This window comes from Pseudomonas sp. PS02302, from assembly GCF_029959585.1.
Lineage (GTDB): Bacteria > Pseudomonadota > Gammaproteobacteria > Pseudomonadales > Pseudomonadaceae > Chryseomonas > Chryseomonas aestiva.
This window is the reverse complement of sequence record NZ_JASCON010000044.1, coordinates 1-19,756: the sequence shown is the minus strand read 5'-3', so window position 1 is coordinate 19,756 and position 19,756 is coordinate 1. Positions and strand designations below refer to the sequence as shown.

Annotated in this window: 12 protein-coding genes and 1 pseudogene; 6 read left to right on the top strand and 7 right to left on the bottom strand. The window is 65.2% G+C overall.

Annotation, left to right across the window (positions count from 1 at the left end; translation table 11 throughout):
- Positions 1–174 precede the first annotated feature (174 nt).
- Positions 175–4,143, top strand: a complete 3,969-nt coding sequence (putA, locus tag QMX82_RS15530; RefSeq protein ID WP_282285142.1) for a trifunctional transcriptional regulator/proline dehydrogenase/L-glutamate gamma-semialdehyde dehydrogenase — start codon at positions 175–177, stop codon at positions 4,141–4,143.
- Positions 4,144–4,316: 173 nt separating this feature from the next.
- On the opposite strand, the gene QMX82_RS15525 is transcribed toward putA, so the two are convergent.
- Positions 4,317–6,665: an FdhF/YdeP family oxidoreductase gene (locus QMX82_RS15525; RefSeq protein WP_282285140.1), complete on the bottom strand. Its 2,349-nt coding sequence runs from the start codon at positions 6,663–6,665 to the stop codon at positions 4,317–4,319.
- 76 nt (positions 6,666–6,741) lie between these two features.
- Complete coding sequence (locus QMX82_RS15520) at positions 6,742–7,209, bottom strand: tRNA (cytidine(34)-2'-O)-methyltransferase (RefSeq protein ID WP_208693125.1); 468 nt, start codon at positions 7,207–7,209, stop codon at positions 6,742–6,744.
- A gap of 72 nt (positions 7,210–7,281) precedes the next feature.
- On the opposite strand from QMX82_RS15520, the gene QMX82_RS15515 reads away from it, so the two are divergent.
- Positions 7,282–7,839, top strand: a complete 558-nt coding sequence (locus QMX82_RS15515) for a hypothetical protein (RefSeq protein WP_208693124.1) — start codon at positions 7,282–7,284, stop codon at positions 7,837–7,839.
- Between the two features lie 1,136 nt (positions 7,840–8,975).
- Here QMX82_RS15515 and ntrC read toward each other — a convergent pair.
- From ntrC to glnA, 5 genes are all read right to left on the bottom strand, one after another.
- Positions 8,976–10,406 carry a nitrogen regulation protein NR(I) gene (gene ntrC, locus QMX82_RS15510; protein WP_017639445.1) on the bottom strand — a complete coding sequence of 477 codons (1,431 nt, stop codon included), beginning with the start codon at positions 10,404–10,406 and terminating at the stop codon, positions 8,976–8,978.
- Positions 10,407–10,418: 12 nt separating this feature from the next.
- Positions 10,419–11,483, bottom strand: a complete 1,065-nt coding sequence (gene glnL, locus QMX82_RS15505; RefSeq protein ID WP_133860500.1) for a nitrogen regulation protein NR(II) — start codon at positions 11,481–11,483, stop codon at positions 10,419–10,421.
- Between the two features lie 171 nt (positions 11,484–11,654).
- Entirely contained in the window at positions 11,655–12,293 is a 639-nt protein-coding gene (locus tag QMX82_RS15500) for a DUF4124 domain-containing protein (protein ID WP_208693122.1), read from the bottom strand.
- Positions 12,293–12,811, bottom strand: coding sequence for a DUF4124 domain-containing protein (locus tag QMX82_RS15495; RefSeq protein WP_158890157.1), 519 nt, complete (start codon positions 12,809–12,811; stop codon positions 12,293–12,295). The genes QMX82_RS15500 and QMX82_RS15495 overlap by 1 nt, the downstream gene beginning before the upstream one ends.
- 160 nt (positions 12,812–12,971) lie before the next feature.
- On the bottom strand, positions 12,972–14,378 hold the full coding sequence (glnA, locus tag QMX82_RS15490) for a glutamate--ammonia ligase (protein WP_017639449.1): 1,407 nt from the start codon (positions 14,376–14,378) through the stop codon (positions 12,972–12,974).
- Between the two features lie 385 nt (positions 14,379–14,763).
- Here glnA and thiI point away from each other — a divergent pair, with 385 nt between their 5' ends.
- From thiI to QMX82_RS15470, 4 genes and pseudogenes are all read left to right on the top strand, one after another.
- Complete coding sequence (thiI, locus tag QMX82_RS15485) at positions 14,764–16,218, top strand: tRNA uracil 4-sulfurtransferase ThiI (protein ID WP_208693120.1); 1,455 nt, start codon at positions 14,764–14,766, stop codon at positions 16,216–16,218.
- Between the two features lie 157 nt (positions 16,219–16,375).
- Positions 16,376–18,193, top strand: coding sequence for a translational GTPase TypA (typA, locus tag QMX82_RS15480; RefSeq protein ID WP_133860504.1), 1,818 nt, complete (start codon positions 16,376–16,378; stop codon positions 18,191–18,193).
- 145 nt (positions 18,194–18,338) lie between these two features.
- Complete coding sequence (locus QMX82_RS15475) at positions 18,339–18,728, top strand: lysozyme inhibitor LprI family protein (RefSeq protein ID WP_282285126.1); 390 nt, start codon at positions 18,339–18,341, stop codon at positions 18,726–18,728.
- A gap of 820 nt (positions 18,729–19,548) precedes the next feature.
- A pseudogene (locus tag QMX82_RS15470) lies at positions 19,549–19,756 on the top strand (autotransporter domain-containing esterase); the annotation flags it as partial.

Sequence of the window (19,756 nt, the reverse complement as noted above, 5' to 3'; positions counted from 1 at the left end):
CAACCTGGTCGCACCCCTTGGCCTGATCTCTGCATAGTCTTGCGATCTGTTACCCGCCTGCTGGTGCAACCAGATCGACGGTAGAACCTCATGGGTTGCACTTGGTTGCACTTTTCTTTCGAGCGGCGCTAAGCTGCGCCGAATTTCGACGCCTTCTTGCTTGAGGACCTGCGCATGGCCACTACCACCACTCTGGGCGTAAAGCTCGACGAAGCCACCCGCGATCGCCTCAAGGAAGCGGCGCGCCGCATTGATCGGACGCCCCACTGGCTGATCAAGCAGGCCATCTATACCTATCTGGAGACCCTGGAAAGCGGCGCGACCCTGGCCGATCTGCAGGGCATCGCCCAGCGTCTGGCCGAAGGCGACAACGAAGCCGTCGAGGCCCTGGCCGATCCGGTCTACCAGCCGTTCCTGGAATTCGCCGAGAGCATCCTGCCGCAGTCCGTGCTGCGCTCGGCCATCACCGCTGCCTATCGCCGGTCGGAAGAAGAGCTGCTGCCGCTGCTGCTGGAACAGGCGCGCCTGCCCGCGGCCCAGGCCAAGGCTACCCACGAACTGGCTCATCGCATCGCCGAGAAGCTGCGTAACGCCAAGGGTGCAACCGGGCGCTCCGGAATGGTGCAGAGTCTGCTCCGCGAGTTCTCGCTGTCCTCCCAGGAGGGCGTGGCGCTGATGTGCCTGGCCGAAGCCCTGCTGCGCATCCCCGACAAGGGCACCCGTGATGCCCTGATCCGCGACAAGATCAGCACCGGCAACTGGCAGCCGCACCTGGGCAACAGCCCGTCGCTGTTCGTCAATGCCGCCACCTGGGGTCTGCTGCTGACCGGGCGCCTGGTCTCGACCCACAACGAGGCCGGCCTCACCAGCTCGCTCAATCGCCTCATCGGCAAGAGCGGCGAGCCGGTGATCCGCAAGGGCGTGGACATGGCCATGCGCCTGATGGGCGAGCAGTTCGTCACCGGCGAGACCATCGCCGAGGCCCTGGCCAACGCCAGCAAGTTCGAGGCGAAGGGCTTCCGCTACAGTTACGACATGCTGGGTGAAGCGGCCCTGACCGAGGCCGACGCGCGCCGCTACCTGGCCTCCTACGAGCAGGCCATCCACTCCATCGGCAAGGCGTCCCACGGTCGCGGCATCTACGAAGGCCCGGGCATCTCCATCAAGCTCTCGGCGCTGCATCCGCGCTACAGCCGCGCCCAGTACGACCGGGTGATGAGCGAGCTCTACCCGCGCCTGCTGGAGCTGACCCTGCTGGCCAAGCGCTACGACATCGGCCTGAACATCGACGCCGAGGAAGCCGATCGCCTGGAGATCTCCCTGGATCTGCTGGAGCGCCTGTCCTTCGAACCGCAACTGGCCGGCTGGAACGGCATCGGCTTCGTCATTCAGGCCTACCAGAAGCGCTGCCCGCCGGTGATCGACTACCTGATCGACCTGGCCCGGCGCAGCCGTCGCCGCCTGATGATCCGCCTGGTCAAGGGCGCCTACTGGGACAGCGAGATCAAGCGTGCCCAGGTGGAAGGCCTGGAGGGCTATCCGGTCTATACCCGCAAGGTCTACACCGACGTGGCCTACCTGGCCTGCGCCCGCAAGCTGCTGGCCGCGCCGGAAGCCATCTACCCGCAATTCGCCACCCACAACGCCCACACCCTGGCGGCCATCTACCAGCTCGGCGGGCAGAACTACTACCCCGGCCAGTACGAATTCCAGTGCCTGCACGGCATGGGCGAGCCGCTGTACGAGCAGGTGGTGGGCAGCGTCAAGGACGGCAAGCTGGCGCGGCCGTGCCGCATCTATGCCCCGGTGGGCACCCACGAGACGCTGCTGGCCTATCTGGTCCGCCGTCTCCTGGAAAACGGTGCCAACACCTCCTTCGTCAACCGCATCGCCGACCACTCCATCTCCCTCGACGAGCTGGTAGCCGATCCGGTGGTGCAGATCGAGCAGCAGTCCACCAGCGAGGGCGGCATCGGCCTGCCGCATCCGCGCATTCCCCATCCGAGTGCCCTGTACGGTGCCGAGCGCTGCAATTCCAGCGGCCTGGACCTGTCCAGCGAGCACCGCCTGGGTTCGCTGTCGGCCGCGCTGCTGGCCAGTGGCAACACCGCCTGGGAAGCCCGTCCGCTGCTGGGTCGCGCCAGCGAGCCGTCGATTGCGCAGCCGGTGCTCAATCCGGCCGATCGCCGCGATCGCGTCGGCCAGGTCAGCAACGCCACCCGCGCCGATGTCGACATCGCCCTGGAAGAGGCCCTGGCCGCCGCGCCCATCTGGCAATCCACCCCGCCCGAGCAGCGCGCCGCGGCCCTGGATCGCGCCGCCGAACTGATGGAGGCGCAGCTGCAACCATTGATGGGCCTCCTGGTGCGCGAAGCCGGCAAGACCTACGCCAACGCCATCGCCGAGGTGCGCGAGGCGGTGGATTTCCTGCGCTACTACGCCGCCCTGGTGCGCCGTGACTTCGCCAACGACAGCCATCGCCCCCTGGGTCCGGTGGTCTGCATCAGCCCCTGGAACTTCCCCCTGGCCATCTTCAGCGGCCAGATCGCCGCGGCCCTGGCCGCCGGCAACACCGTGCTGGCCAAACCGGCCGAGCAGACCCCGCTGATCGCCGCCCAGGCCGTGCGCCTGTTGCTGGAGGCCGGTATCCCCGAGGGCGTGCTGCAATTGCTGCCAGGCGAGGGCTCCACCATCGGCGCCGCCCTGGTCAACGATGTGCGGGTCAAGGGCGTGATGTTCACCGGCTCCACCGAGGTGGCCCAGATCCTGGCGCGCAACATCGCCGGACGCCTGGACGCCCAGGGCCGGCCGATCCCGCTGATCGCCGAGACCGGTGGCCAGAACGCCATGATCGTCGACTCCTCGGCGCTGGCCGAGCAGGTGGTGACCGACGTGGTCGCCTCCGCCTTCGACAGCGCCGGTCAGCGCTGTTCGGCCCTGCGCGTGCTCTGCGTACAGGACGACGTGGCCGATCGCGTGCTGGAAATGCTCAAGGGCGCCATGGCCGAATGCCGCCTGGGCAACCCGGAGAACCTGGCCATCGACATCGGCCCGGTGATCGACGGCGAGGCCAAGGCCACCATCGACAAGCACATCCAGACCCTGAGAGGCAAAGGTCGCCGGGTGCACCAGGGCGGTCGCGTCGAAGGCGACGCCATTCACCGCGGCACCTTCGTCATGCCCACCCTGATCGAGCTGGAGAGCCTGGCCGAACTGGGTCGCGAGGTCTTCGGGCCGGTGCTGCACGTGGTGCGCTATGGTCGCAAGGATTTGGACAAGGTCATCGACCAGATCAATGCCACCGGCTACGGCCTGACCTTTGGCGTCCACACCCGCATCGACGAGACCATCGCCAAGGTGATCGAGCGTGCCCATGCCGGCAACCTCTACGTCAACCGCAACATGGTCGGCGCGGTGGTCGGGGTGCAGCCCTTCGGCGGCGAAGGCCTCTCGGGCACCGGTCCCAAGGCGGGCGGTCCGCTCTACCTCTATCGCCTGCTCAGCACCCGTCCGGATGGCGATCCCGCCGTCGCCCTGGCCAAGGGCAGCACCGGCGAGACCGAATGGCAGGTGCGCGATGCCCTGCGCCAGCAGGCCGGCAATCCGCTGGGCGCCCTGCACGACTGGGCCAGGCAGCAAGGCCTGGGCGAGCTGGAGCAGGCCTGCCTGAGATTCGCCGAAGAATCCCTGAGCGGCCTGACCCGCCTGCTACCGGGTCCGACTGGCGAGCGCAACAGCTACAGCCTGCTGCCACGCAGCCGGGTGCTGTGCCTGGCGGCGGACGACAGCGATCTGCTGCTGCAACTGGCAGCGGTCATGGCGGTGGGCAGCACGGCCCTGATCGAGGAGGCCCACAAGGCCACCCTGAACCGCCTACCACAGGCTGTACGCTCGCGGGTGCAGGTAGCGGCCGACTGGCGCAAGGACGAGGTCGCCTTCGAAGCGGTCCTGCACCATGGCGATTCCGATCAGTTGCGTCAGGTCTGCCAGCAGGTGGCCAAGCGCAGTGGTCCCATCGTCGGTGTCCAGGGCCTGGCCCGTGGCGAAACCGCCATTCCGCTGGAACGCCTGCTCATCGAGCGCGCCCTGAGCGTGAATACGGCAGCGGCTGGTGGCAATGCCAGTCTGATGACCATCGGTTGAAGGCTTGTCGGGCCGAGCTGGATGCAGCGAAGCCCGCCATTCGCGTAGCCGTTGGGCTTCGACGATGGAGCTGTCTCAATCCAACCTACGGACGTTCATTCGTAGGTTGGGTTGAGCGTAGCGAAGCCCAACAGGCAAGCCATGGCCTCGCTCAGGCGAGACTCCAGCAGGACCTAATACTGCGCCCCATACCCCTCCGGCTCTACCGGAAAGCCGCCGTCGTTCGCCGCGATCAGCTTGTTCAGACGGACCGGGATGGCCTTGGCCGCCGGCACCTTGCTGCCTTCGGCATGGTGCCAGAGCGGGATCAGGGCATTGCATTCCGGGTAGTAGCCGCCACAGGCGCCTTCCGGGATGTTGTAGGGCGTGACCCGTAGCGGTCCCACTTCGCGGCGCACGCCATCGTCGGCCACCGTCGACACCTGCACCTTGTCACCCTCGGCCAGGCCCAGGCGTTCGATGTCGTTACGATTCATGAAGAGCACCGCCCGGGTGCCCTTCACGCCGCGGAAACGATCGTGATAGCCGTAGATGGTGGTGTTGAACTGGTCATTGCTGCGCAGCGTCATCAGGGTCAGGACGTCACGCCCCTTTGCGGGCATGTCCGGATCCTCTTCCAGGCTGCGTGGCACGATGAGATTGGCCTTGCCGGTTTCGGTCTTCCATTCGCGCCTGGCTGCGGGCAGCGGACGATGGAAGCCACCTACCTCCCACATTCGCGCATTGAAGTCGTGGAAGATCTCCGGGAAGGACAGCGCGATCTCGTCGCGGATCAGCGCATATTCGGCGACCCAGGCATCCCAGGTGACCCTGGGGTTGTCCGGCAGGGTGGCCTTGGCCAGCCCGGCGACGATGGCTGGCTCGGACAGCAACTCACCCTCGGGCGGCTCGGCCGCGCCGCGCCAGCCGTGGATGCAGCCAGTGCTGTCCTCGGTGCTATGGGCCTGTTCCACCTCGTTCTGGCGATCGATCTCGGTCCGCCCCAGGCAGGGCAGCAGATAGGCTTTGTCTGCCGGCACCAGATGATTGCGATTGAGCTTGGTGGCGATCTGTACCGACAGGCGCAGGGTGCGCCAGGCCGGCTCCATCAGGCTGGTCTCGGGAATGGCGCGCAGGAAGTTGCCGCCCAGGCCGATGAAGGCCTTCACCGAGCCGTCGAGGATGCCTTCGCAGACCTCGACGGTATTGCGGCCCTTGTCCTGGGGCGGGGTGAAACCGAAACGCTCGCCCAGCTGCTTCAGCGGCGCCAGCTCCGGTTTCTCGGTGATGCCCACGGTGCGCTGACCCTGGACATTGGAATGGCCGCGAACCGGGCAGATACCGGCACCAGGCTTGCCGAGGTTACCGCGCAGCAGCAGCAGGTTGGCCAGCATCTGGATGGTTTCCACCCCGTAGCGATGCTGGGTCAGCCCCATGCCATAGACGCCGATGACCTTCTGACAGCGGGCATAGACGGCGGCGGCCGCTTCCAGCGCGCTGCGGGTAAGACCCGACTGGCGCTCAAGCTGCGGCCACTCCTGGCGTAGCAGCCATTCACAGAAGTCGGCGAAGCCATGGCAGTGCTCGGCGATGAAGGCATGGTCGAGCACCGCGGGCTGGCCTTGTTCGCGGGCCTGGTCATCGGCGGTCAGCAGCGCCTTGCACATGCCGGTAAGGGCCGCGAGGTCGCCACCCGGCTTGAGCTGATGGTACTGGGTGCTGATCTGGGTGGGGTGGTCGGTCAGCATCTCCACCGGCGACTGTGGATTGACGAAGGTTTCCAGGCCACGTTCGCGCAGGGGGTTGAAGGTGATGATGGGCGCGCCGCGTTTGCGTGCTTCCTGCAGGTCATGCAGCATCCGCGGGCTGTTGCTGCCCGGATTCTGACCAAAGAACAGCAGGCAGTCGGTCTGATCGAAGTCGTCCAGGGTCACGGTGCCCACGGTTACGCCGATGCTCTTGGGCAGGGCCACCGAGGTGCTCTCGTGGCACATGTTGGAACTGTCCGGCAGATTGTTGGTGCCGTACAGGCGGGCATAGAGCTGATAGAGGTAGGAGGTCTCCAGCGCGGCGCGACCCGAGGCGTAGAAGATCACCGAGTCCGGATCCAGCGCCTTGAGTTCGGCGCCGATGTCAGCGAAGGCTTCAGCCCAGCTCACCGGACGATAACGGTCGCTGGCGGCGTCGTAGCGCAGGGGGTGGGTCAGGCGTCCGACCTCTTCCAGGTCGTAGTCGCGCCAGCCGCGCAATTCGGTGAGGGAATGGCCGGCGAAGAATTCCGGTCCGCACCTCTTGCTGGTGACCTCCCAGGCAGTAGCCTTGGCGCCGTTCTCGCAGAACTCCAGCGGGTGAGGCTTGCCCGGCTTGGCCCAGGCGCAACTCACGCAGGCGAAGCCGCCATGCTTGTTCTGCCTGGCCAGCAGGGCGCCGGACTTGAGCGGCACCCGTTCACGCAGGACGATTTCGGTCACCGAGCGCGCCGAGCCCCAGCCACCGGAAGGCGCGTCGTAGCGTTCTACCTTGGGTTTGCCGATCTTGCTCATGGTGCGCCTCGTGTGACGGTCTGGCGATATGCCTGTAGGTCATGGGACGGCGCGTCTGGCGGGAAGGTTCTGGCGGTCAGCCCGGCGGTGCGGCGAAGCCCAGCTGGCGCCAGCCTTCGTAGACGGCCACGGCCACGGTGTTGGACAGATTGAGGCTGCGGCGATTGGGCAGCATGGGCAGGCGCAGCCGCTGTTCGGCCGGCAGGGACTCCAGCACCTCGGCCGGCAGACCGCGACTTTCCGGGCCGAACAGCAGCGCATCGCCCGGCGCATAGGCGATCTCGGTGAAGGGATGGCTGGCCTTGGTGGTGAAGGCCAGCAGTCGGGGCGGCTGCAAATCTGCTATACAGGCCGCGAGGCTGGCATGGGTCCGCACGCTGGACCACTCGTGGTAGTCCAGGCCGGCGCGACGCAATTTCTTGTCATCCAGCGCGAAGCCCAGCGGCTCGATCAGGTGCAGGCGGCAGCCGGTGATGGCGCATAGGCGAATGACGTTGCCGGTATTGGGCGGAATTTCCGGTTGGTAGAGGATGATGTCGAACATGAAGGGCAGGGCGCCTGGCAAAGCCGCTATGGTACTGCGCCGCTGGCGCGGCGTCGCGAGCGGGATAGGGCGATGAGAGGCTGGCGCCGGCTGGTCGACTGGCTGCTGCGCGAGCGGCGCGCCCGGCGGGACGAACTGGCGCGGGTGGAGGATCCCGACCTGCTCAAGGCCGAATGGCGGGGCCAGCGCCAGCGCCTGACCCTCTGGCTGGCCTCGGCGGCTCTGGGCGCCGGGCTGTTCGGCATGATCATCGGCCAGCTGGTGTACCAGCGTACCCATCCCGATCCCTGGTCATCCGAGGCCCGCCGCCCGGTCATCCTGGGGGTGGACAGTCGCCAGGAAGCCGGCCGCTTCGAATTGCTGATCACCGCCGATCGCTCGCTGTTCTACGAACGCTATCGCCCCGACGGCGCCCTCAGCCTGCGTCTGCCCCGCGCCCGCTGGGACGGTGGCGAACGCCAGGGGCGAGTGGCGCGGCCGGGCGGCAGCTTTTCCTGGACGGTACGCCAGGACGGACAGGACCTGAGGATTTTGCTGGTAGGCGTCGGCGGCGCCCTGCAGGCCAGTGATCGTATCGTCGAGGAAGGCGAGGACTGGGTGCTCCACGTCGAGGTCCCACTGACCCCCTGAAATGCCCCGTTATCAGGCAAAAGGCCGCTGGTTTGCACCAGAGCGGAACGGGATGTGGCGCCGGGTTGCCCTAGCGCTTGCTCTGCCCTTGCCAATCCCATCGGCTTGGTCGTTGGGCTGGAAGCGCTCTAGCCCGGGGTTTGCAGCTTTTCAAGGACGAAAAAAAGAGGCCATCACAGTGAGTGATGGCCTCGGGAAGAAAAGAGGGGATTCCCCAGCCTGCCTGTACCGAGGTCCCCAAAAGGGTAGTTACCTCGGATGTTGCAGGAGCTGTGCCAAGTTTTGGTTTGGGTGTTCTGGAGGGCTTTGTTACCTGGGTTGAGCGTTAGCGAAGCCCAAACGTCTCGGGTTCGGGCTTAAGGCTGCCTCAGCTGATTATCGCAGTTTGCTGATCGTTTTATTTTCGCCCCCCTCGGGCGAGTCACTTTTGCCAGTCGCGGCTGCGCGCCCCGGACAAAAGTAACCAAAAACGCTGTCCCCACGTTTCGGCCCTCCGCTGCGCTCCGGGTCCCCTCACTCCGGCGCCGCTCCGGGGGGCACGGCACGAAGGGGCCTCCTGCCCTCGCGCCTTGCTTGGCGTCCTGCCTCGCATCCCCCTACGCGACACCTGCACTCGGCCTCACAGACGGGGACGGGGCGCCAGCCTGAGAGTTCGGAGTTCAAGGGGGGGCGTAGCGTGGAAAACCGCGCAGCGTTTTCCACTGTTGGGCACCGACACCATCAGTGGACAAGGCTTCGCCCTTGTCCACGCTATGAGTCGCTTCCGTTTCTTCAACCAACACTTTCAGTCTGGCGAGTCGCCCCGTTCAGGAGGCCGACCCCGGAACGGCGCTGGCGTGAGCGAAACGTAGCGCAGCGAAGTAACAGCCGTAGGCTGGCCCGAAGGGCGAGCAACGCGAGTCACCCGGAGCGCAGCGGAGGGCCGGATGGTCGGGGCAAGCGTTTTTGCTTACTTTTGTCCGGGACGCGTAGTCCGGGGCGCGCAGCCGCGACTGAAAAAAGTGAGTCGCCCGAGTGGGCGAAAAAAGAGCTACCAGCAAAACACGATAAGCAGCTAAGGCACCGATATGAAGTTCAAGCCTGGCAATGTTGGGCTTCGCTATCGCTCAGCCCAACCTACGGTACGGTAGAGAGCCTCAGTCTTCCCCCTCCTCATCCGGCCCGTCCACCTTCATACCCAGCTCCTTGATCTTGCGGGTCAGGGTGTTGCGGCCCCAGCCCAGCAGGACGGCGGCATCGCGGCGGCGGCCGGCGGTGTGCTTGAGGGCGGTCTCGATCATGATGCGCTCGAAGGCCGGCACGGCGTTGTCCAGCAGGCTGGACTGGCCGCGGGTGAGGGCCTGATCGGCCCACTGGCGCAGCGCCTGTTCCCAGTTGGCGGCGGGGGCGGCGTCCTGGGGCTGGTTGAGCAGCTCCGGCGGCAGATCGTCGATCAGCACCTCGCGGCTGGAGGCCATCACCGTGATCCAGCGGCAGGTGTTCTCCAGCTGGCGCACGTTGCCCTGCCAGGGCAGCCCCTTCATGTACTCCTCGGTCTCGCTGCGCAGGGTCTTGGGCTCCACGGCCAGTTCCTGGGCGGCGCGGGCGAGGAAGTGGCGGGCGAGGGCGGGGATGTCCTCGCGGCGGTCGGCCAGGCGCGGGATATGGATGCGGATGACATTGAGACGATGGAACAGGTCTTCGCGGAACTTGCCCTCGCGCACCAGGCCTTCGAGATTCTGGTGGGTGGCGGCGATGATGCGCACGTCCACCTTGACCGGAGTGTGGCCGCCGACGCGATAGAATTCGCCATCGGCCAGCACCCGCAGCAGCCGGGTCTGGGTATCGGCCGGCATGTCGCCGATCTCGTCGAGGAACAGGGTGCCGCCATCGGCCTGCTCGAAGCGACCGCGACGCTGGGCGGCGGCGCCGGTGAAGGCGCCTTTCTCGTGGCCGAACAGCTCGGACTCCATCAGGTCCTTGGGGATGGCGGCCATGTTCAGGGCGATGAAGGGTGCCGCGGCGCGCGGACTGTGGCGGTGCAGGGCGTGGGCGACCAGCTCCTTGCCGGTGCCGGATTCGCCGTTGATCAGCACCGTGATGTTGGAGTGCGAGAGGCGGCCGATGGCGCGGAACACCTCCTGCATCGCCGGGGCCTCGCCGATGATCTCGGGGGTGCGGGTCAGGTGCGCCGGTTCGGCGAAGCCCTGCTGCTCCTGGGCGTGCTGCCCGGCGCGCTTGACCAGGGCAACGGCCTCGTCGACGTCGAAGGGCTTGGGCAGGTATTCGAAGGCGCCGCCCTGGTAGGAGGCCACGGCGCTGTCCAGGTCGGAATGGGCGGTCATGATGATGACCGGCAGGCGCGGGTGCATCTCGCGGATGCGCGACAGCAGGTCCAGGCCACTGGTCCCCGGCATGCGGATGTCCGAGATCACCACGTCCGGCTGCTGGCGGCCGAGACGGGTCATGACGCTGTCGGCGCTGTCGAAGGCAACGGTGGTCATGCCCTCCTGTTGCAGGGCTTTTTCCAGGACCCAGCGGATGGAACGGTCGTCGTCGACGATCCAGACGGTCTCCTGACGGCTCATGCGTACTCCTCGTTATTCCAGCGGCAGGAAGATGCTGAAGGCGGTGTGGCCAGGATGGCTTTCACACTCGATCAGCCCCTGGTGCTGGGTGATGATGTTCTGGGTGATGGCGAGCCCGAGGCCGGTGCCGTCGGGGCGCCCGCTGACCATGGGATAGAAGATGGTTTCCTGCAGGTCCTGGGGGATGCCCGGACCGTTGTCGGTGATCTCCACCTTGCACACCAGGCGATGGCGGTGGTGGCCGATGGTGAACTGGCGCAGGGTGCGGGTTCTCAGGGTCACCCGGCCCAGGCGCAGTTCGTTCTGCTGGGAGATGGCCTGCATGGCGTTGCGCACGATGTTGAGCACCGCCTGGATCATCTGCTCGCGGTCGATCAGCAGGTCGGGAATGCTCGGATCGTAGTCGCGCACCAGGTTGATCAGGCCCTGGCTTTCCGCTTCCACCAGGCTGCAGACCCGTTCGAGCACCTCGTGGACGTTGGTGATGGCGAGCTTCGGCAGCTTGTTGGAGCCGAGCATGCGATCGACCAGATTCCGCAGTCGGTCGGCTTCCTCGATGATGACGTTGGTGTAGTCCTTGAGCGCCTCTTCCGGCAGCTCGCGCGCCAGCAGCTGGGCCGCGCCGCGGATGCCGCCGAGGGGATTCTTGATCTCGTGGGCCAGGCCGCGCACCAGCAGCTTGGTGGTCTCCTGCTTGGAGATCTGCGCCTCTTCCTTGGTGATGCGCAGCAGGCGGTCGCGCGGATGGACTTCCAGCAGCAGCAGGGTGTTGTGGCGATCCAGGATCGGGGTCACCGCATAGTCCACCGTGAGGCTGTTGCCCGAGGTGGAGATCAGCAGCGCCTCGCGCTTGGTGAAGGGGTGGGCGTGGTCCACCGCCTGACGCAGTGCCTGCAGGGCCTCGGGCGATTCGGTGAACAGCTCGCTGATGAACTGGCCATGGCTGCGCTGGCCACTGATGGCCAGCAGCATCTCGGCCGCCGGGTTCATGTACTCCAGGCGCAACTCCGCATCGAGCAGGATGACCGCGGTGGTGAGGTTGTCGAGCAGGAGTCGGTGGATGACGTCGGTAGGCATGAGGGGCCACAGCGCTATAGGGACGATAGGAAAATGCAAGAAGCAAACCAAGACGCCCCGAGTTAGGGCAGATGGCTGAAACGTGCACTAACAGCCGCCGCGCGACGGGCGGAGCGAATCCGTATTTGTATCAAGATGGTGCACAATGAAAAAGCGCACCAAATAGGTGCGCTAGAGGAAGGGTAGCCAGGATTTCCTGGGTTCGGGCGGTTTCAGGTCCAGTGGGCACTCCGGGCGCTTGCCCCAATCCTTGTCGCCGCAGGGATGGGCCAGGCGCTTCTGCTCCAGGGAGGGGCGGCGCAGGTGGAAGGGCTGCGCCGGTGTCCGCTCCAGCACATTGCCATCGGCAGCGAGGATCTCCGCCACCAGGCTGTGGCTGCCGCGATCCAGGTTGCCCAGCGGAAACACCGGACTGCGCCCGGCACCGGCTTCCTTGTCGTCCAGCAGCAGCCGGTAGCTGTGCCCCGGCTGCAACGCCGGCTCGCTGACCAGGCTGACGATGAGCTGCCCTTCCTGATCGATCACCGTGGCATCGGGCTCGGGTACCAGGATGCGCAGCATCTGGTAGCGGAAGGGCGCTGTCTTGGAGGGACTGGCTACCGGGGCGGCGGGTGTCGGACTCAGCTTGCGGGTCGGCTGGCCCTGCTGGTTGAGGTTGTTGGGCACCGTGAGCGGCACCTGGGTCGCCTTGACGCCCTTGGGTGGCTGGTCGGTGTAGACCCGATTGCCTTCCTTGTCGACATAGCTGTAGACCGCCGCCTGGACAGGCGGCAGCAGGCAGAGCAGCAGCAGGATCAGGAGCGGACGCATCAGCGGGCCGGGCTGTTGACGCTGATGCGCTGCACGGTCACGGTCTTCTCGGCACTGGTCTGGATCACTTCACCGTTGCCGGAGAGCACCTGGGCCGCGAAGCGGTGCTCACCGCGCTCCAGATTGGCCACGCCGAAGCGGGTGCTCTGACCGGGGCTGCCATAGGGCGCGCCGTCCACCAGCAATTGCAGCGACTGCCCCGGGCCCAGGGCCGGTTCCACGGCTACCCCCACCGAGAAGGTGCCGTTGTTGGCGCGGATGGCCTCATCGTCGGGCACATTGACTTCCAGACGGCTGAAGGCCGGGCCCGCAGGGGTCGCCGCCGCAGGCGCACTGGGGATGGGCGGCGCCGGTCGTGGATTGTCCACGGTGTTGGTCGGCGCCACCTGCACCGGCTTGGCATTGGCCGAGGGCTGGTCGCTGAATACCGTGTTGCCTTCGGCATCCACCGACTTGTAGATCGCGGCCTGGGCGGAGCAGGCGAGGCAGAGCAGACAGCAGGCAAGCAGGCGAGGCATGGCGGAATCTCGGCCGGGCGATGGAGATCAAGGGTAGCAGGCGCGTCGTGTGGGCAGGTAGGCAGCTCGGCCGCTCCGCGCTGGCGTCGGTCGCGGCGGTTTTCCCAGGGCAAAAGAAAAGGCCTCCCGAAGGAGGCCTCTTTCAGTTACCGCAGCGGGATCAGACGCTGTAGTACAGGTCGTATTCCAGCGGGTGCACGAAGGTACGCACCTTGATCTCTTCCTCGGACTTCAGCTCGATGTAGGCATCGATGAACTCGTCGGTGAAGACGCCGCCCTTGGTCAGGAACGCGCGACCGGCGTCCAGGGCTTCCAGGGCTTCCTTCAGGCTGCCGCAGACCTGCGGGATCTTCTTGCCTTCTTCCGGCGGCAGATCGTACAGGTTCTTGTCGGCGGCATCGCCGGGGTGGATCTTGTTCTGGATACCGTCCAGGCCGGCCATCAGCAGGGCGGCGAAGCACAGGTAGGGGTTGGCAGCCGGATCCGGGAAGCGGGCTTCGATGCGACGGGCTTTCGGGCTCGACACATAGGGGATACGGATGGAGGCGGAGCGGTTACGGGCCGAGTAGGCCAGCATGACCGGGGCTTCGAAGCCGGGCACCAGACGCTTGTAGCTGTTGGTGGACGGGTTGGTGAAGCCGTTCAGCGCCTTGCCGTGCTTGATGATGCCGCCGATGAAGTACAGGGCGGTATCGGACAGGCCGGCATAGCCTTCGCCGGCGAAGGTGTTCTTGCCATCCTTGGAGATGGACATGTGCACGTGCATGCCGGAGCCGTTGTCGCCGTACAGGGGCTTGGGCATGAAGGTGGCGGTCTTGCCGTAGGCATCGGCCACGTTGTGCACGACGTACTTCAGGGTCTGGGTCTCGTCGGCCTTCTTGACCAGGGTGTTGAACTGCACACCGATCTCGTTCTGGCCAGCGGTCGCCACTTCGTGGTGGTGGACTTCCACGACCAGGCCCATCTCTTCCAGGGCGTTGCACATGGCGGTACGGATTTCGTGGTCGTGATCGACCGGCGGTACCGGGAAGTAGCCGCCCTTGACGCCCGGACGGTGGCCCTTGTTGCCGGACTCGAAGTCGGCATCGGTATTCCAGGAAGCCTGCTCGGAGAAGATCTTGAACATGGAGCCGGAGATGTCCGACTTGAACTTCACTTCGTCGAAGATGAAGAACTCGGGCTCCGGGCCGACGAACACGGTGTCGCCGATGCCGGTGGACTTCAGGTATTCCTCGGCAGCACGGGCGATACCGCGGGGGTCGCGCTCATAGGGCTGCATGGTGGAGGGTTCGATGATGTCGCAGACCAGGATCAGGGTCGGCTCTTCGGTGAACGGGTCCAGAACGGCGGTGCTGTCGTCGGGCAGCAGGATCATGTCGGAGGCTTCGATGCCTTTCCAGCCGGCGATGGAGGAGCCGTCGAACATCTTGCCGTGGGCGAAGAAGTCTTCGTCCAGCGCGTCACGCGCCGGCATGGTGACGTGTTGCTGCTTGCCTTTGGTGTCGGTGAAGCGCAGGTCTACCCACTTCACGTCGTTTTCTTTGATCAGTTGAACAGCCTTCGACATGGTTTCCTCCAGAGGAATTTCGGCCGGGAGCGGTTGGCGGTACTCCCGGTATCAGCTGTGCCCTTGAGGGGCGCTTCCGTACTGCCTGGTCAGCGACCGGCGTTCCACGAAAAGCGCCCTATGCTGGCTCAGGGGCGGCTGCCTCACAAGAGAGCAAGTTGTATGCCAGTGCCCTCAAATGGGCTGGAAGCCCTTCCTGACGCCAGTCGTGCCGTTTTCAGGCCAATTGGCGACGTATGTACGCACCAAATTGGTGCTTTAAAATTCATCCCTGCACTCAAATGGCGCCTGAGGTGATTTTGTCGGCTGAATTCGAGTGCGTGATGGTTTTCAGGTATGATATTCGCCCTTTTCTTTCGCGTTACCCGCCCCCCGTTTCCCGCTCATGAAGCTCATCATCAAGGTCTTTCCGGAAATCACCATCAAGAGTCGCCCAGTGCGCAAGAATTTCATTCGCCAGCTGGCGAAGAACATTCGTGTCGTGCTGCGCGATCTGGATCCGGATGTCCGCGTGGAAGGGGTCTGGGACAACATCACCCTGGAGACCGCGCTCGCCGAGCCGCGGCTGCTGGCGGAGCTGAAGCAGCGCCTGGCCTGCACCCCTGGCATCGGCCAGTTCCTCGAGGTGCACGAGTATCCGCTGGGCGATTTCGACGCGATTCTCGAGTTGTGCGTACGCCACTTCGGCGAGCGGGTGCGCGGCAAGGTGTTCTCGGTGCGCTGCAAGCGTGCCGGTCGCCATGACTTCTCCTCGATGGACGTCGAGCGCCATGTCGGTGGCGGCCTGCGCGAACGCTGCGGCGGCGCCGGCATCGCCCTGAAGAATCCCGAGGTGAACGTCCGTCTGGAGATCCGTGACCAGCGGCTGTTCATCATCGACGAGCACCACGAAGGGCTGGGCGGTTATCCGCTGGGCGCCCTGGAGCAGGTGCTGGTGCTGATGTCCGGTGGTTTCGACTCTACCGTGGCCGCCTACCAGATGATGAGACGCGGGATGGTCAGCCATTTCTGCTTCTTCAATCTCGGCGGGCGCGCCCACGAACTGGGCGTGATGGAGGTGGCCCACTATCTCTGGGAGAAGTACGGCCGCTCCCAGCGCGTGCTGTTCATCAGCGTGCCCTTCGAGGAAGTGGTGGGGCAGATCCTCACCCAGTGCGACGACAGCCACATGGGCGTGATCCTCAAGCGCATGATGCTGCGTGCGGCCAGTCGTATCGCCGAGCAGCTGCAGATCGAGGCGCTGGTGACCGGCGAAGCCGTCTCCCAGGTCTCCAGCCAGACCCTGACCAACCTGGCGGTGATCGACAAGGCCACCGATACCCTGGTGCTGCGCCCGCTGCTGGCCAGCCACAAGCAGGACATCATCGACACCGCCCAGCGCATCGGCACCGCCGACTTCGCCAAGCACATGCCCGAGTACTGCGGCATCATCTCGGTGAATCCCACCACCAAGGCCAAGGCCCTGCGGGTGGAGCACGAGGAAGGCAAGTTCGACCTGGCAGTGCTCGACGCCGCCCTGGAACGTGCGCGCTTCATCACCGTCGACAAGGTGATCGAGGAACTGGGCAAGGACGTGCAGGTGGAAGAGGTGGACCAGCCGCTGCCCGGGCAGGTCGTGGTGGACATTCGCCATCCCGACGCCCAGGAAGACCTGCCGCTGGAGCTGCCCGGCATCGAGGTGCAGACCCTGCCGTTCTTCGCGCTGAACAGCCGTTTCAAGGAACTGGACGAGAATCGCCAGTACCTTCTCTATTGCGACCGCGGGGTGATGAGCCGGCTGCACGCCCATCACCTGCTCACCGAAGGGCACGCCAATGTGCGCGTTTATCGTCCGGCCTAAGCAGCCGGGCCTGCTGGGTGGCAGTATCCGCCACCGCCCTCCCGACCCCTTCTAGCCCGCCGGCCACGTACCGGTCGGCCGCGTTTCGCGCCTTTGCAATCTCCGGCTGTCAGCCTGCTGGCTGAAGCTCCTTCATTTCTATACCGAGAACACCACTGTGATCGAGAATCTCCGCAACATCGCCATCATCGCGCACGTCGACCATGGCAAGACCACCCTCGTCGACAAGCTGCTGCGCCTGTCCGGCACCCTGGACCGCAAAGAAGCGGAAAACGAGCGGGTGATGGACAGCAACGACCAGGAAAAGGAACGTGGCATCACCATCCTGGCCAAGAACACCGCGCTGAAGTGGGGCGACTACAACATCAACATCGTCGACACCCCCGGCCACGCCGACTTCGGTGGCGAGGTGGAGCGCGTGATGTCCATGGTCGACTCCGTGCTGCTGGTGGTCGACGCCCAGGACGGCCCCATGCCGCAGACCCGCTTCGTGACCCAGAAGGCCTTCAAGGCCGGCCTGCGTCCGATCGTGGTGGTCAACAAGATCGACCGTCCCGGCGCGCGTCCGGACTGGGTCATCGACCAGATCTTCGACCTGTTCGACAACCTCGGCGCCACCGATGAGCAGCTGGACTTCCCGATCGTCTACGCCAGCGCCCTGAACGGCATCGCCGGTCTGGACCACGAGAAGATGGACGACAACATGGATGCCCTGTTCCAGGCCATCGTCGACCACGTGCCGGCCCCCCAGGTCGATCTGGAAGGTCCCTTCCAGATGCAGATCTCCCAGCTGGACTACAACAGCTTCCTCGGCGTGATCGGCATCGGCCGCATCGCCCGTGGCCGCATCAAGGCCAACACCCCGGTTGTCGCCATCAGCGATGACGGCAGCAAGCGCAACGGTCGTATCCTCAAGATCATGGGCCACTCCGGCCTGCAGCGCGTGGAAGTGGCCGAAGCCGAAGCCGGCGACATCGTCTGCGTCTCGGGCATGGACGAGCTGTTCATCTCCGACACCCTGTGCGATCCGCAGAACGTCGAAGCCCGTCCGCCGCTGACCGTCGACCAGCCCACCGTGAGCATGACCTTCCAGGTCAACGACTCGCCGTTCGCCGGTCGTGAAGGCAAGTTCGTCACCAGCCGCAACATCAAGGACCGGCTGGAGAAGGAACTGCTGCACAACGTGGCCCTGCGCGTCGAGCCGGGCGAGTCGGCCGAGAAGTTCAAGGTCTCCGGCCGTGGCGAGCTGCACCTGTCAGTACTGATCGAGAACATGCGCCGCGAAGGCTTCGAGATGGCCGTGGGCCGTCCGGAAGTGGTGATCATCGAGAAGGACGGCGTGAAGCAGGAGCCCTACGAGAACGTCTCCATCGACATCGAAGAGCAGCACCAGGGCTCGGTGATGGAGCAGATGGGTCTGCGCAAGGGCGATCTGACCAACATGATCCCCGACGGCAAGGGCCGTATCCGCCTGGAATACACCATCCCGGCGCGTGGCCTGATCGGCTTCCGTAACAACTTCCTGACCCTGACCTCGGGCAGCGGCATCCTGACCTCGACCTTCAGCCACTACGGCCCGATCAAGGCCGGCGAAGTGACCAACCGTCAGAACGGCGTGCTGGTGTCCATGGCCACCGGTACCGCGCTGACCTACTCGCTGGAAACCCTGCAGAGCCGCGGCAAGCTGTTCCTGGCGCCGGGCGACGAGATCTACGAAGGTCAGCTGTGCGGCATCAACAGCCGTGACAACGACCTGGTGCTCAACCCCACCAAGGGCAAGAAGCTGGACAACATGCGCGCCTCGGGCAAGGACGAAGTCATTGCCCTGGTGCCGCCGATCAAGTTCACCCTCGAGCAGGCGCTGGAATTCATCGCCGACGACGAGCTGGTGGAAGTGACGCCGAAGTCCATCCGTCTGCGCAAGAAGTACCTGAACGAGAACGACCGCAAGCGCTTCGAGCGTTCCAAGGTCTGATCCCGCCCGGGTAGTACAGGAAAGCGCCTTCGGGCGCTTTTTTGTTGGCTGTTTTTCAGCGCGCGCGACGCGCGGAGCCGGTGGCTCTGCTAGGTTTGGTCTCATGGCCGCGCCACTCCGGACGGCCTCCTTGCAGGATGCTGCCATGCTCAAGACCACCCTCGTCGCCACCTTCACCCTGACCGGTATTTTCGGTTTCGCCACGGCCGAGGCCGCCGGTTGCGGTACGCCGCGCAATGCCTTCGATACCGTATATTGCGCCAGCAACCTGTTCGCCCAGAGCGACAAGTCGCTGAACCAGACCTATGGCGAGCTGCGCAAGCAGCTGCCGGCCGATCAGCAGGCCGTGCTCAAGCAGAGCCAGCTGGCCTGGATCAAGCAGCGCGACAGCCAGTGCGCCCGCGAGGAGGCCGATGGCTACTTCGTCAATCTGGACTGCGCCGTCACCCTGACCGACAACCGCCTGGAGGTGCTCAAGGAACGCCTGCGCGAGTGCGCCAGCACCGGTTGCGAGGCGGGCAAGCTGGGGCAGTGAGGTAGCTGGCGGGGTAGGGATCTCGCCGCTCCCTCACCCCAGCCCTCTCCCAGAGGGAGAAGGGGCTATTCGAGCGGGTGCTCAGCGTCATTTCCCCGGAGAAAATCGTAGCGTGGAAAACGGCGCAGCCTTTTCCACTGGGGGTTCGCCGCCAGAGAGCCCTCACCCCAGCCCTCTCCCGGAGGGAGAGAGGGCTATTCGAGCGGGCTCCCAGCGTCATTGCCCCGGAGAAAATCGTAGCGTGGAAAACGGCGCAGCCTTTTCCACTGGGGGTTCGCCGCCAGAGAGCCCTCACCCCAACCCTCTCCCCGGGGGAGAGGGGGCCATTCGAGCGGGCGCTCAGCATCATTGTCCCGGAGAAAATCGTAGCGTGGAAAACGGCGCAGCCTTTTCCACTGGGGGTTCGCCGCCAGAGAGCCCTCACCCCAACCCTCTCCCGGGGAGAGGGGGCTATTCTAGCGGGCGCTCAGCGTCATTGCCCCGGAGAAAATCGTAGCGTGGAAAACGGCGTTAGCCTTTTCCACTGGGGGTTCGCCGCCAGAGAGCCCTCACCCTAATCCTCTCCCGGGGGAGAGGGGGCTATTCGAACGGGTGCTCAGCGTCGTCGCCCCCATGAGCGCTGCCACTGGTTAGCTGCAGACTCGACAGTCATGGCGGGCCGCCCTAGTCGAACTATCGACAGCCGTCTGGCACGCCGTCCAGACGGCATGAACGTCTTGCAAGTTTTTGTTCACACCCAGATACAACGTCACAAAAACCGTCTAGCGTGGGGCTACACGCCCTGACGCGTGCTCCGATAACAACAATCAAGGATGCAGGCATGACATCTTTTCTCCGGCAACGCCTGCCGCTGGCCATCGCCCTGGCCACGGCGCTCGCGGCAACCGCCCAGGCGGCCCCCAATCCCTACAGTGGCTTCACCGTGTTCGGCGACAGCCTGCTCGATGCCGGGCAGTTTCCCGACACCGGGGTCAATGGTGCCAGCCTCAGATTCACCAACCGTGTCGGGCCGGGCTACAGCCCGGCCA